The following is a 13,553-nucleotide window of genomic DNA, read 5'->3' on the forward strand; positions in this document are numbered from 1 at the left end:
GCGCGCCCGGGGCTGCGGCACGTCACGTCCGCGAGAGGCGGCGGGTGGCGTCCGTGCGGTCGGCCGGCGCCAGCGTCGCGTGCGCCCCGAGCACCGCCACGCCGCCGGGCGCCGCCACGACGGGGTTCAGCTCGAGCGACCGCAGCTCCGGCAGGCCGTCCGCGAGCAGGGCGACCCGGCCGACGAGGTCCTCCAGCGCCGCCACGTCCGCGGCCGGCAGGCCCCGGTACCCGAGCAGCCGGACCGCCGCCCTCGGCTCGCGGACGAGCGCCGCCACGTCGGCATCGGTCAGCGGGGGGACGCCGTACGCGACGTCGTCGAGCAGGTCGGTCGCGTCGCCGCCGACGCCGAACGAGACGACGGGGCCGAACAGCGGGTCCTCGCTCGAGCGCAGGACGCAGGCGACGCCCTTCGCCGCCATCGCCTGGACCTCGAGCGGGGCCGGCGCCGGCCCGGGGTCGTAGCCGGCCGCCGCGGCCAGCACCTGCTCGGCGGCGACCCGCAGGCCGGCTTCGTCGGCCACGTCGAGCCGCACGCCGCCGAGGTCCGCCCGGTGGCGCAGCGCGGGTGCGGTGGTCTTGAGCGCGACCGGGTACCCGAGCGTGGCGGCGGCGGCCGCGGCCTCGTCGGCGTCGCGCGCGGCCAGTGACGGCAGCACCCGGATCCCGACAGTGGCCAGGAGCGCGGCGGTCGCGCCTGCGTCGAGCACGGTCGGCTCCCCGGGCGTCAGGTGCTCCTCCGCCAGGTGCGTCGCGGCGCGCAGGTCGACGCCGGCCAGGTGCAAGGGGCGGCCCCGGTCGGCGGCGCGCCACGAGGCGTAGCCGACAGTCAGCCCGAGCGCGAGGACCGCGTCCGCCGGGGTCGAGTAGGCCGGGACCGTGCGGTCGACGCCGGCCTCGTCCGGCGCGGTGAGGTGCGGCGTCAGCCCGTGCAGGCCGGTCATCACCGCCACGGTGGGGCGGTGCGAGCTCGCCGCGGCGGCGGCCAGTGCGTGCGCCATCTCGCGGTTCGTGCCGCCCAGCACCGGCATGCCGATCGCGATGACCGCGTCGACGTCGGGGTCCTCGTAGACGGCGGCGACGGCCTGGTGCAGCCGCTCGGCCGACGCGTCCTCGGCGACGACCTCGGCGCCGTCGGCCTCCAGGCCCTGGGCGCGCAGCAGGGCCGCGACGAGCGCGCCGACCGACTGCGAGGAGGAGAGGATCCCCACCCGGCGGCCCGTCGGGAGCGGCTGGCTCGTCACCAGCTGGAGCACGTCGACGAGCTGGTGCGCGTTCTCCACGCGCACCACGCCGGACTGCCGCAGCATCTCGGCGAACGCCCTGCCGGGGGCGCGGGTCGCGCGCACCGCGTGCCCCGGGGGCACCACGGCACCCGTGCCGCCGCCCGCGGTCATCACCACGACCGGCTTGCGGGCCGCCAGCCGACGGGCCACGCGGGAGAACTTGCGGGGGTTGCCGATCGACTCCAGGTGCAGGCCCACGGCGGCCGTCCGCTCGTCGTCCGCCCAGAACTGCATGAGGTCGTTGCCCGAGACGTCCGCTCGGTGCCCGGCGGACAGGAACTGGGACAGCCCGAGCCCGCGGCGCTCCAGCGCCGACAGCAGGGGGACCGAGAACGGCGCCGACTGGCAGAAGAGCCCGACCGGCCCCGGGCCGGGCAGGTGCCCCGCGAGCGAGAGGTCCAGCACGCGGTCCGGTCCGGTCGCCACCACGCCGTACGACGAGGGTCCGACCAGGCGCATGCCCGCGCCGTGCGCCGCCCGCAGCAGCCGGCGCTGCCGCTCCAGGCCCTCCGGACCCTCCTCCGCGAACCCGCCCGACAGGACGACGACCGTGCGGACGTCGAGCGCGGCGAGCGCGCCCACCCACGCGACGACGTCGTCGGCCTCGCCGGCCAGCGCGGCGACCTCCACCGGGCCGGGCACGTCGCCCAGCGCCGGCCACGCCACGGCGCCGGGCACCGGCTCCCCCACCCCGATGACGTGCAGCTCGACGCGCCCCGCCTCGGCCTCGGTCGCCAGCGACCGGCACACCCGGTCCGCGATGGCGGCGTTCAGCGGACGGCCGCCCGCGCCGGGGCCGACGACGAGCACGCTGCGCGCCTCGAACAGCGCCCGCATCGACCGTGCCTCCGCCGTGTGCTCGCGGTCGGCCATCACCGCGACCGAGCGATCGGTCGGGTCGATGTCGAACGACACCGTCACCACGCCCTCCTCGGTGCGCTGCCGCACCTCGTAGCCGGCGTCGCGGAACACCGCCAGCATCCGGCCGTTGGAGGGCAGGACCTCGGCGACGAACCGCCGCAGGCCGCGCTCCCGCGCGGCGGCCGCGAGGTGCTCGAGCAGCACGGACCCGAGGCCCCGGCCCTGGTGGGCGTCCGCGATGTTGAAGGCCACCTCGGCCGTCTCCGGGTCGATCCGGTCGTACCGCGCGACGCCGATGATCTTCTCGTCCGCCCCTTCGACGGCCACGAGCGCGACCCGGTCGCGGTGGTCGACGGCGACGAGGCGCTCCAGGTCGCGCGGCGGCAGGCGCAGCAGCGGGTGGAAGAACCGGAAGTAGGTCGAGCGTTCCGACTGCCCCATGTGGAACGCCTGGAGGGCGTCCGCGTCGGACGGTCGCAGGGGGCGCACGCGCGTGGTGGTGCCGTCGTGCAGCACGACGTCGGCCTCCCACGACGCCGGGTAGTCGGGGACGGTGGCGGCGCTGCCCCCGGTGGGCTCGACCATGCCGACAGGCTAGAGCGACTTGCGTCCGGCCACGCGGTCGCGGGAGCGGCAACATGTGCGGACGCGAGCGCGCCGGAGCGGGAGGCGCGCCGCCGGAGGCGAGAATGGGCCGGTCACGTCGCCCCACCTTTGGAGTCCCGCCCGCATGGCGCGCCGCCCCACCCCGTCCCTGCCGCCCGACGACCTCGTCGAGAAGATCGTCGACATCGACGTCACGTCGGAGATGGAAGGGTCGTACCTCGAGTACGCCTACTCGGTCATCTACGCGCGCGCCCTCCCGGACGCCCGCGACGGGCTGAAGCCGGTGCAGCGCCGGATCCTGTTCCAGATGGGCGAGATGGGGCTGCGCCCGGACCGCTCCTACGTCAAGAGCGCCCGCGTGGTGGGCGACGTCATGGGCAAGCTGCACCCGCACGGCGACTCGGCGATCTACGACGCCATGGTTCGGCTGGCGCAGCCCTTCAGCCTGCGGCTGCCGCTCGTCGACGGGCACGGCAACTTCGGCTCGCTCGACGCCGGGCCGGCCGCCTCCCGCTACACCGAGGCGCGCCTGGCGCCCGCCGCGATGGCGATGACGCAGGGCGTCGACGAGGACGTCGTCGACCTGGTGCCGAACTACGACAACAAGCTCATGCAGCCCTCGGTGCTGCCCGCGGCGATCCCGAACCTCCTGGTCAACGGCGCGGCCGGCATCGCCGTCGGCATGGCGACCAACATGGCGCCGCACAACCTCGTCGAGGTCGTGTCGGCCGCGCGCCACCTCGTCATGCACCCGGACGCGACGCTCGACGACCTGCAGCGCTTCGTCCCGGGGCCGGACCTGCCCGGCGGCGGCAAGATCGTCGGGCTCGAGGGCGTGCGCGAGGCGTACCGCACCGGTCGCGGGCAGTTCCGCACGCGGGCGACCGCGCGGATCGAGAACGTCACGGCCAAGCGCAAGGGCATCGTCATCACCGAGCTGCCGTTCGGCGTCGGGCCCGAGAAGGTCATCGAGAAGATCTCCGAGGGCGTCAAGGCCAAGAAGATCTCCGGGATCTCCGACGCCGTGGACCTCACCGACGGCACGCACGGGCTGCGGATCATCGTCGAGGTGAAGTCGGGCTTCGACCCCGAGGCCGTGCTGGAACAGCTGTACCGGACGACGCCGCTCGAGGACTCGTTCGCCATCAACAACGTCGCGCTCGTCGACGGCCAGCCGCGCACCCTCGGGCTGCGCGAGCTGCTGCAGGTGTGGGTGGAGCACCGGCTCACCGTGGTGCGGCGCCGGTCGGCGTTCCGCCTCGCGCGGCGCCGGGAGCGGCTGCACCTGGTCGAGGGCCTGCTCGTCGCGATCCTCGACATCGACGAGGTGATCCAGGTCATCCGCTCGTCGGACGACGCCGAGGGCGCCCGCGCCCGCCTGATGCAGGTGTTCGACCTGTCGCAGCTGCAGGCCGAGTACATCCTCGAGCTGCGGCTGCGGCGCCTGACGAGGTTCTCGAAGCTCGAGCTCGAGCGGGAGCAGGCCGAGCTGCTCGCCGAGATCGCCGCCCTCGAGGCGCTGCTGGCCGACGACCACCTGCTGCGGACCACGGTGTCCGAGGAGATGGCCCAGGTGGCGGCCGCCTACGGCACGCCGCGCCGCACGATCCTGCTGGAGTCCGCCGGCGGGGTGGCCACGGCCGCCGCCGCCCCCTCGACCCGCTCCGCGGCGGTGGCGCCGCTGGAGATCGCGGACACGCCGTGCCACGTGCTGCTGTCCGCCACCGGGCTGCTGGCCCGGACGGCGTCCGACGAGCCCGTGGTGCGGCAGGGCGCGCGGCACCGTCATGACGCGCTCACGTCCGTCGTGACGACCAGTGCCCGGGCCGACGTGGGCGTGGTGACCTCCCGCGGGCGCGTGCTGCGCCTGTCGGTGCTCGACCTGCCGGGGCTGCCGCCCACCGAGGGCGCGCCGTCGCTGTCGGGCGGCGTGCCGGTGGGCGAGGTGGTCCAGCTCGACCGTGGCGAGAAGGTCGTGGCGCTCGCCTCGCTGGACCCGGCGGCTCCCCCGCTGGCGCTGGGCACGGCGCAGGGCACCGTCAAGCGCGTGATCCCGGGCGACGTGCCCGGCAACCGGGACGCCTGGGAGGTCGTCGCGCTCAAGGAGGGCGACGAGGTGGTCGGCGCCGCGGCGGCGGCCGACGACGACGAGCTGGTCCTCGTCGCCTCGGACGCCTCGCTGCTGCACTTCCCAGCCTCGGCCGTGCGGCCGCAGGGCCGGCCCGCCGGCGGGATGGCCGGCATCAAGCTCGACGCCGGCGTGTCGGTGGTCGCCTTCGCCGTCGTCGCCGCCGGGTCGGTGGACGCGCTCGTCGTGACCGTCGCGGGCTCGTCGTCCGCGCTGCCGGGCACCCAGGCCGGGACTGCGAAGGTGACGCCGCTGGCGGCCTACCCCGGCAAGGGGCGTGCCACGGGCGGCGTGCGTGCGCACCGGTTCCTCAAGGGCGAGGACGCGTTGATCCTCGCCTGGGTGGGGCCGGCGCCGGCGCGCGCGATCGGCTCCGGCGGGCAGGCGGTCGCCCTGCCGGAGGTCGACCAGCGCCGCGACATGTCCGGTGCTGCGCTCCCCGCTCCGGTGCACGCCGTCGGCTGACGGCGCGCCCGGGCGTGCCGCCCGGGCCACGTACCGTGGTGCCCATGGCCACGTTGGAGCTGCCGCGCTCGGTGATCCTCGCCCTGTGGCTGCAGGCCGGCGGCAGCCGGCGGGCCGCGTCGGTCGTCGTCGGGGACGACGAGCCGCACGAGGTCGCCGGCGGCCGGTACGCGGATCTCGACGACCTGATCGACGACATCGGCGAGCGGACCTGGGACGTCGCCGCGGTGCTGCCCGCCCCGGGCGACCCGCTCGTCGGGCCGCCGGACGCGCCCGCCGCCGGCGAGTGCGTGCTGGTGCACAGCAACGACGACGGCTGGGACCTCGCGATCGTCCCGGAGGTCCACCGGTTCGGCTCACGGCTGGAGCCCGGCGCCAGCGTGGTCTGGCGCACGCACGAGGTCGACGACTGGCGGACGACGTTCCAGGCGGCGGTCGGGTCGCTCGACGACACCGAGCGCGGGCTGCGTGAGGGCCTGATGCTCGCGACGCAGGCGCTGGTCCAGCTCGACGTCGCGCAGTGGCGTCCCGACGCCGCGGACCGGATCACGGCGGTGCGCGACGGATCGCTGCCGGGCGACCGCCTGACCGACGAGTTCAAGGCGTGGCCACAGCGGGTCCGCGTGATGCAGCAGGCGGCGCGGCTGCGGGCCATCGTCGAGCTGGCCACGGAGGACGAGGGCGGCGCCGTGAACCTGTGGCAGTCAGACCAGCGGTCGACGGCCCTGCGAGAGGTCGACCGGCTGGCCCGCCGGGCGATGAGCGCCGCGTCGGCATGGCTCGGGGGCGACGCCGTCCGCGCGCACGGAACCGTGGTGCGCCGGCAGCGCGAGGAGGACCGCCACCGCGACGAGCGGCCGTAGGCTCCCCCGACGGTGCCGCGAAGATCACTCGATCGGGTCGCGTTGCGGTAGCCCATTCGGGTGACACATCTGGCCTCTGACCAGGCGCTTTGTCAGTGGCGCCTGGTGAAGTTGTGGCATGCGGGAGGTGCTGGTCGGGTCGGGGTGGGACGCCACGGGCGTCCCGCTTCCCACCGGTGCGCCGGTGCCGGTGCCGCCGGCGGTCGCCGCCGCCGACGGGACCGTCGTCACCGCGTTCATGACGCATCTCGGCGAGCTGGTCGTCGACGAGTGGTGCGACCCGCTGCTGGCCGAGGTGGCCCAGGTGGCGTTCGACACGCGGACCGCGACCGCCGCTCAGGCGCAGGCCGACGCCCGGCTCGTCGCCTGCTACCTCTGGGGGGCCGGAGAGCTGGCGCGCCGCTCGGCGGGCACCGAGCGCGAGAAGCGCGAGTGGGGCGCGCGGGGCATGCTGGCCGAGCTGGCGGCCGCGCTGCACCTGCCCGAGACCACCCTGGCCCGCCGCCTCGCCCGCCTGACTCGTCTGGCGGCACTCCCGCGGCTGCTGGCCGCGCACGAGCGTGGCGCTGTGTCCGCCTGGCACGTGGACGTCGTCCTGGACGTGTTCCGCGGCGTGGACGACCGGGGTGTGCTGGAGCGGGCCGACGAGTTCCTGGCCGTGCGGGCGGAGCGAATGACGGCACCTCAGCTGCGGGCCACCGCGCGCGGCTGGCGTGCGCGCAACGTGCCGCGCACGGACGAGCAGCGACGCCTGAACCTGGAGGCGCGTCGCGTCGACATCAGCCCTGCCGATGACGACATGTGCTGGCTGACCGCCCTCGTCCCGGCGCCACAGGCCCTGGCGATCGACGCCCGGCTCGACGCGATCGCCGCGGCGGTCGAGGGCACCGACGAGCGCTCCCGCGAGGAGATCCGCGCCGACGCCCTCGTCGACCTGCTGCTCGTCCCCGGCGGCATGCCCTTCCCGACCGGCGCATGCAGCGCGGACGCGGACGCGCCGATCGACGCGGAGCCCTACGACCCGGACGGCGCCATGGTCGAGTCGACAGACGAGCGCAGCGTGGCCGCGGCTCGTGCCGCCGCCGCGGCGCCGGCCGATCATCGGTCCGGCGACGCGTTCGGGTCGGCCAACCAGGTCCCCGGCGAACCCGTGGACGATGACGAACCCATCGATCGTGCCATCCCCGTGGACGCCGGAACCTGCGGGCTTCCCGCCTGGCTGGCCGGGGTGCGTGCCGACGTCGTCCTCACGGTGCCCGTGCTGTCGCTGCTGGACCGGTCCGACGAGCCGGCCGAGCTCGAAGGGTTCGGCCCGATCGACATCGAGACTGCCCGCATGCTCGCGGCGAACGCACCGTCGTTCCTGCGCGTGCTGACCCATCCGGAGACCGGCGCCGTGCTGTCGGTGGGCCGGGACAGGTACCGCCTCCCGGAGGACCTGCGTCGCGCGGTGCAGCTCCGCGACGTCACCTGCCGCTTCCCCGGTTGCCGGCGCCCCGCGCGCCGCTGCGACGTCGACCACGTCACCGCATGGGCCGACGGCGGAGCCACTGCCGCCTGCAACCTCGAGTGCCTCTGCGAGAAGCACCATCGGCTGAAACATGCGATGGGCTGGACCCCGACCCTCGAGCCGGACGGGGCGGTGCGCTGGCGCTCACCGCTGGGCCTGACGTACTGGACCGCCCCCGGCGACGCCTGGCCACCGCGACCGGCTCCGCCTCCCCGGCCGCCAGCGGACGCGGTTGCCGTCGGGGTCGACGGCGGACGTCCCGATGACCCCCCGTTCTAGCGAAACCGATACGTCATCGACAGGAGCGCGACTCTGGCCGTGGGCTGCTCTGGCCGAAGCGTGCGCTCCTCGCCTCAGCGGAAGCCCGTTGGCCCGCCCAGAGAGGCTCGGCCTAGCGACCGCGGGCGACCTGTCGCTGGAGCTGGGCGATCTGCTTCCAGCGCGCCCGCTCGGCCGCGGCCGCGCCCCGATCGGCGCGGATCGCCTGGTATCGCGCCTCGCGCTCGAGCTTGCGCCAGCTCGCGTACCGCCGCTCCGGCAGCTCGCCGGAGTCCAGCGCCGCACGGACCGCGCAGCCCGGTTCTGCGGTGTGGCTGCAGTCCGCGAAGCGGCACGACAGGGCGAGCTCGGCGATGTCGGCGAACGCCTGGCCGAGGGCGTCGTCGTCGGCGACGAGGCCGACGGACCGCACCCCGGGCGTGTCGATGAGCAGCGCGCCACCGGGGAGGCGGATCAGCTCCCGGTGGGTCGTGGTGTGGCGGCCGCGGCCGTCGTGGCGCCGCTCGCCGGTGGCCGCGACCTCCGACCCCGCCAGCGCGTTGGCGAGCGTGGACTTGCCGGCGCCGGACGGGCCGACCATGACGAACGTCACGCCGGCCGCCAGGAGCGCACGGACCGCGTCGAGGCCCAGGTCGTCCGGCACGCTCACCGTGTGCACGTCGACGCCGAGGGCGACGGCCGCGACGTCGACGGCGAGCACGGCCGGATCGGGCACGAGGTCGGCCTTCGTCAGCACCACGACGGGCGTCGCTCCCGAGGACCACGCCAGCGTCAGGAGCCGCTCGATCCGGCCCAGGTCCGGCTCGGGATCGAGGTGCTCGACGACGAGCACCACGTCGACGTTCGCGGCCAGCACCTGCGTCTGGGACGTCCGGCCGGCGCTGTCGCGCACCAGGACGCTGCGGCGGGTCAGGACCCGCCCGATCGCGTCGCCCGCGAGCTCGACGAGGTCGCCGACGGTCGGGACCACGCGCCCCTCGTCGCTCGGCGCCAGGCCGTCGCGGCCGAGCGGCACGCGAGTCGGTTCGTCGTCCAGGCCGGCGACGAGGCCGGCCTCGGGCACGACGAGGACCGCGCCCTTGTCGGCGCGGACCACCCGCCACGTCTGGATGCCCTGCACGGCGCCGACGGTAGGCCGTGCGCGCGGCCACGACGAGTGATTTCGGGCCGCGGCCGGCAGGCGGCCAGGTGAACCGCTAAAGCAGCGAGCGGTAGACCTCGATGGTCCGGTCGCCGACGGCGGCCCACGAGAAGTGGTCCTCGACGCGCCGGCGTGCCGCGACGCCCCACGACGCGGCGAGCCCGGGGTCGGACACGACCTCGGTCAGGGCGGCCGCCAGGTCGTGCACGAACTCCTCCGGGTGCACCGGTGTGCCGGTGCCGTCGGTGAGCTGCTCGATCGGGACGAGCCGGCCGGTGACGCCGTCGTCGACGACCTCGGGGATGCCACCGGTGGCGGTCCCGACGACCGGCAGCCCGACCGCCATCGCCTCGAGGTTGACGATCCCCAGCGGCTCGTAGATCGAGGGGCAGACGAACAGCGTGGACGACGCCAGCACGGCGACGAGCTCGTCGCGCGGCAGCATCTTGTCTATCCACACGACGCCACTGCGCTTCGCCCGCAGCCCGTCGACCAGCCCCGTCACCTCGGCCAGCAGCTCCGGCGTGTCGGGTGCGCCCGCGCACAGCACGAGCTGCACCTCGTCGGGCAGCAGCTCGGCGGCGCGCAGCAGGTAGGGCAGGCCCTTCTGCCGGGTGATGCGCCCGACGAAGACCACGGCGGGCCGGGACGGGTCGACGCCGAGGGCGCGGGCCTTGGCCTCGGTCTCCGCCGCGTCCGCGGGGCGCTGCCAGCCGTCGAGGTCGATCCCGTTGTGCACCACGTGCACCTTGGCGGGGTCCACCTGCGGGTACACCCGCAGGATGTCGTCGCGCATCCCGCCCGACACGGCGATGACCCCGGCGGCGCCCTCGTAGGCGGTGCGCTCCGCCCACGACGACACGCGATAGCCGCCGCCCAGCTGCTCGGCCTTCCACGGCCGCAGCGGCTCGAGGCTGTGCGCGGTCAGGACGTGCGGGACGTCGTTGAGGAGGCCGGCGAGGTGACCCGCCAGGTTCGCGTACCAGGTGTGCGAGTGCACGAGGTCGGTCCCGTCGACGCCGGCCACGATCGACAGGTCGACGCCCAACGTGCGCAGGGCGGCGTTGGCGCCGGCGAGCTCGTCGGGCTCGTCGTACCCGTGGACGCCGGGCTCGCCGGCCCGTGGCCCGTCGAAGCAGTGGACCTGGACGTCGACCGAGCGGCGCAGCACGCTCGCCAGCTCCGCGACGTGCACCCCGGCACCGCCGTAGACGTACGGCGGGTACTCGCGGGTGATGAGGTCGACGCGCACCCTTGCTCCTCGGCTCGCAGGATCGGCCGCCGCGGCGACCTGGCGACACGGTAGCGCGCGCCCGCTCGTCGTCGCCCTTCCGTACGCCTAAGGTCCAGGTATGGCTGCGCCGCGGGTCCTCGCCATCGTCCTCGCCGGCGGCGAGGGCAAGCGCCTCATGCCGTTGACGGCACACCGCGCCAAACCAGCGGTGCCGTTCGGCGGCATCTACCGCCTCATCGACTTCGCGCTGTCGAACGTCATCAACTCGCACTACCTGCACGTCATCGTGCTGACCCAGTACAAGTCGCACAGCCTCGACCGGCACGTGTCCCGGACGTGGCGCATGTCGCCGCTGCTCGGCAACTATGTCGCCGCCGTCCCCGCGCAGCAGCGTGTCGGCAAGCACTGGTACCTCGGCAGCGCGGACGCGATCTACCAGTGCCTCAACATCATCGACGACGAGCGGCCGGACATCGTCGTCGTCGTCGGCGCGGACCACGTGTACCGGATGGACTTCTCGCAGATGGTCGACGCGCACGTCTCGTCGGGCGCCGAGATGACCGTCGCGGGCATCCGCCAGCCGATCTCCCTGGCCGACCAGTTCGGCGTCATCGAGACCGACGCGGCCGACCCGAGCCGCATCGCGGCGTTCCGCGAGAAGCCGAGCGACCCGGTCGGCCTCGCGGACTCCCCCGGCGAGGTCCTCGCCTCGATGGGCAACTACGTGTTCGACGCGGAAGCCCTGGTCAAGGCCGTCACCCGGGACGCCGAGGACGTCAACAGCCGCCACGACATGGGCGGCGACATCGTGCCGGCGTTCGTCGACGCGGGCACCGCCGGTGTCTACGACTTCATCCGCAACGACGTGCCGGGCTCGACGCCACGTGACCGCGACTACTGGCGGGACGTCGGCACGCTCGACGCCTACTACGAGGCGAACATCGACCTCATCGCCATCGAGCCGGTGTTCAACCTCTACAACGAGGAGTGGCCGCTGTTCGCCGGCACCATGAGCCTGCCGCCGGCGAAGTTCGTCCACGCCGGGCCCGGGCGCCTGGGGCACGCGGCCGACTCGATCGTCTCCCCGGGCGTCGTCATCTCCGGCGCGACGGTCTCCCGCTCGGTGCTGTCGCCGGGCGTGCGGATGCACTCGTGGTCGCAGGTGACCGATTCCGTGCTCATGGACGGCGTCATCGTCAACCGGCACGCGCAGGTGCACCGCGCGATCCTCGACAAGAACGTCATCGTCCCCGAGCGGGGCCGGGTCGGGATCGACCGCGAGCACGACCTGGCGCGCGGCTTCACCGTGACGGAGAGCGGGATCACGGTCGTGCCGAAGGGCACCGTGCTCGCGGACTAGCTACTCGATCGGGTGGACGAAGAGGCCGGAGAGGAGCTTCGGCTCGAACCAGGTCGACTTCGGCGGCATCACCTGGCCGCCGTCGGCGACGTCCATCACCTCGACGGGCGAGGTCGGGTGCATCGCGAAGGCGACGGCGAACTCGCCGGAGTCGACGAGCCGCTCGAGCTCCGCCGTGCCACGGATGCCGCCGACGAAGGCGATCCGCGTGTCGGTCCGCGGGTCGACGATGCCCAGCAGCGGCGCGAGCACCCGGTCCTGGAGCACGGAGACGTCGAGCCGCGCGATCGGGTCGGCCTCGTCGACCACGCCCGGCCGGGCGGTCGCGGTCCACCACGCGCCGCCGAGGTAGACGCCGACCTGGTGCCGCTCGAGCGCCGGGGCGGCCGCGGCAGGCGTCACGACGAAGTCCGCGCCCAGTGCCTCGACGAACGCGGCAGCGGTGAGCCCGCACAGGTCCCGCACCACGCGGTTGTAGGCGAGGATCGTCAGCTCGTCGGAGGGGAAGACGACGGCCGGGAACTCGGCCGCCCCGGGTCGCGGGTCCTTCGCGGCCAGGCGCGCCGCCGCGGCGCTGCGGTGGTGGCCGTCGGCGACGTACAGGACCGGCGTCTCGGCGAACGCCGCCTCCAGCGCCTCCACGTCGGCGGCCTCGGCGACCGTCCACATCGTGTGGCGCACGCCGTCGCGCTCCAGGACGTAGTCCGGCTCGCCGGCGGTGACGCCGGCCAGCACCTCCGCCACCCGCGACGCGCCGGGCGCGGCCGGCCGGTACATGAGGAACACCGGCTCGTCGTGCGCGCCGAGCGCCTCGATGTGCTCGGTGCGGTCGTTCTCCTTGTCGGGACGGGTGTGCTCGTGGACGGCGATGACGCTCGCGCGGTAGTCGGCGGCCGTGACGGCGGCGACCACGCCGGTCTGGGACGCGCTCCCCATCTCCTGCCGGTAGACGAGCAGCCCCGGCGCGGCGTCGCGGACGAGCGTGCCGCGCCGCTCGAACGCCTCCAGCACCTCCCGCCCGAACCGGTGCACCTCGGCGGCGCCCGCGCCGGCCGGCAGCCCGATCTCCGGGCGCGAGACCCGCAGGAAGCTGTCAGGGTTCCCCTCGGCGATCGCGGTGGCCTCCGCGGTGTCGACCACGTCGTACGGCGGTGCGGCGACCGCCGCCACCAGGTCACGGGGTGGGCGGAGGGCGACGAACGCGCGAACGGTGGCCACGGGGCCACGATCCCACAGCGGTGCGCAAGCAGCCGGGTTGCCCGAACTCCGGGCGCCCGGCGCTCCGGACGGCCGCCGCCCGCCCAGGCTCAGGCGGGGACGTGCAGCCGCACCAGCCGGGCGGAGCCCCGCACCAGGTCCGCCCACGCGCCGGTGATCGTCGACACCGACCACGCGGCCGTCGGCACGCCGAGCTGGACGCGGGCGTAGGTGGCCTCGTCGGACCCCAGGCCTGCCAACGCCGTGGCGGTCTGTGACATCGCGGGCTCGTGACCCACGACGAGCACGACACGCGCAGCCTCGTCGGCCGTCCGCAGCGCGGCCAGGACCTGGTCGACGCCGGCGTCGTACAGGTCGTCGGCGAACCGCACCTCGGGCTCCGCGTGCAGCGTCGCGTGGGCGAGCTGCCAGGTCTGACGCGTCCGGACCGACGGTGAGCACAGCACGAGGTCCGGCACCAGCCCCGCGGCGACCATGGCGGTGCCGACCTCCGCCGACTGCCGACGGCCCCGCGTGGTGAGGGGACGCTGCACGTCGGGCACGTCGAGGCCGTGCTCGGCCTTCGCGTGGCGCAGGAGCACCAGCCGGTGGGTCACCGGCTCA

General features: G+C 74.9%; 9 protein-coding genes. 4 read left to right on the plus strand and 5 right to left on the minus strand.

Annotation, left to right across the window (positions count from 1 at the left end; genetic code table 11):
• Nucleotides 1-22: 22 nt before the first annotated feature.
• On the minus strand, nucleotides 23-2,731 hold the full coding sequence (locus BGO37_RS11840; protein WP_291755105.1) for a GNAT family N-acetyltransferase: 2,709 nt from the start codon (nucleotides 2,729-2,731) through the stop codon (nucleotides 23-25).
• Nucleotides 2,732-2,876: 145 nt separating this feature from the next.
• Here BGO37_RS11840 and BGO37_RS11845 point away from each other — a divergent pair, with 145 nt between their 5' ends.
• The 3 genes from BGO37_RS11845 to BGO37_RS11855 all read left to right on the plus strand — a co-directional run bounded on the left by BGO37_RS11845 (nucleotide 2,877) and on the right by BGO37_RS11855 (nucleotide 7,997).
• The gene (locus BGO37_RS11845; RefSeq protein ID WP_291755107.1) at nucleotides 2,877-5,345 is read left to right on the plus strand and encodes a DNA topoisomerase IV subunit A; all 2,469 of its coding nucleotides are present in this window, start codon (nucleotides 2,877-2,879) and stop codon (nucleotides 5,343-5,345) included.
• A 44-nt stretch (nucleotides 5,346-5,389) separates the two neighbouring features.
• Nucleotides 5,390-6,208, plus strand: coding sequence for a hypothetical protein (locus BGO37_RS11850; RefSeq protein WP_291755109.1), 819 nt, complete (start codon nucleotides 5,390-5,392; stop codon nucleotides 6,206-6,208).
• A 118-nt stretch (nucleotides 6,209-6,326) separates the two neighbouring features.
• The gene (locus tag BGO37_RS11855; protein WP_291755110.1) at nucleotides 6,327-7,997 is read left to right on the plus strand and encodes an HNH endonuclease signature motif containing protein; all 1,671 of its coding nucleotides are present in this window, start codon (nucleotides 6,327-6,329) and stop codon (nucleotides 7,995-7,997) included.
• 112 nt (nucleotides 7,998-8,109) lie between these two features.
• Here BGO37_RS11855 and rsgA read toward each other — a convergent pair whose 3' ends face one another.
• Nucleotides 8,110-9,117 carry a ribosome small subunit-dependent GTPase A gene (gene rsgA, locus BGO37_RS11860; RefSeq protein WP_291755112.1) on the minus strand — a complete coding sequence of 336 codons (1,008 nt, stop codon included), beginning with the start codon at nucleotides 9,115-9,117 and terminating at the stop codon, nucleotides 8,110-8,112.
• A gap of 76 nt (nucleotides 9,118-9,193) precedes the next feature.
• A complete protein-coding gene (gene glgA / locus BGO37_RS11865; protein WP_291755114.1) occupies nucleotides 9,194-10,390 on the minus strand; it encodes a glycogen synthase in 1,197 nt (398 codons plus the stop codon).
• A gap of 100 nt (nucleotides 10,391-10,490) precedes the next feature.
• On the opposite strand from glgA, the gene glgC reads away from it, so the two are divergent.
• Nucleotides 10,491-11,732 (plus strand): glucose-1-phosphate adenylyltransferase, encoded by a 1,242-nt coding sequence (glgC, locus tag BGO37_RS11870; protein ID WP_291755115.1) that lies wholly within the window; start codon nucleotides 10,491-10,493, stop codon nucleotides 11,730-11,732.
• Here glgC and BGO37_RS11875 read toward each other — a convergent pair whose 3' ends face one another.
• The gene (locus BGO37_RS11875) at nucleotides 11,733-12,950 is read right to left on the minus strand and encodes a DUF1015 family protein (RefSeq protein WP_291755117.1); all 1,218 of its coding nucleotides are present in this window, start codon (nucleotides 12,948-12,950) and stop codon (nucleotides 11,733-11,735) included.
• A gap of 89 nt (nucleotides 12,951-13,039) precedes the next feature.
• On the minus strand, nucleotides 13,040-13,546 hold the full coding sequence (locus BGO37_RS11880) for a histidine phosphatase family protein (protein WP_291755119.1): 507 nt from the start codon (nucleotides 13,544-13,546) through the stop codon (nucleotides 13,040-13,042).
• Nucleotides 13,547-13,553 lie beyond the last annotated feature (7 nt).

The organism is Cellulomonas sp. 73-92, assembly GCF_001898175.1.
Classification (GTDB): Bacteria; Actinomycetota; Actinomycetes; order Actinomycetales; family Cellulomonadaceae; genus Cellulomonas.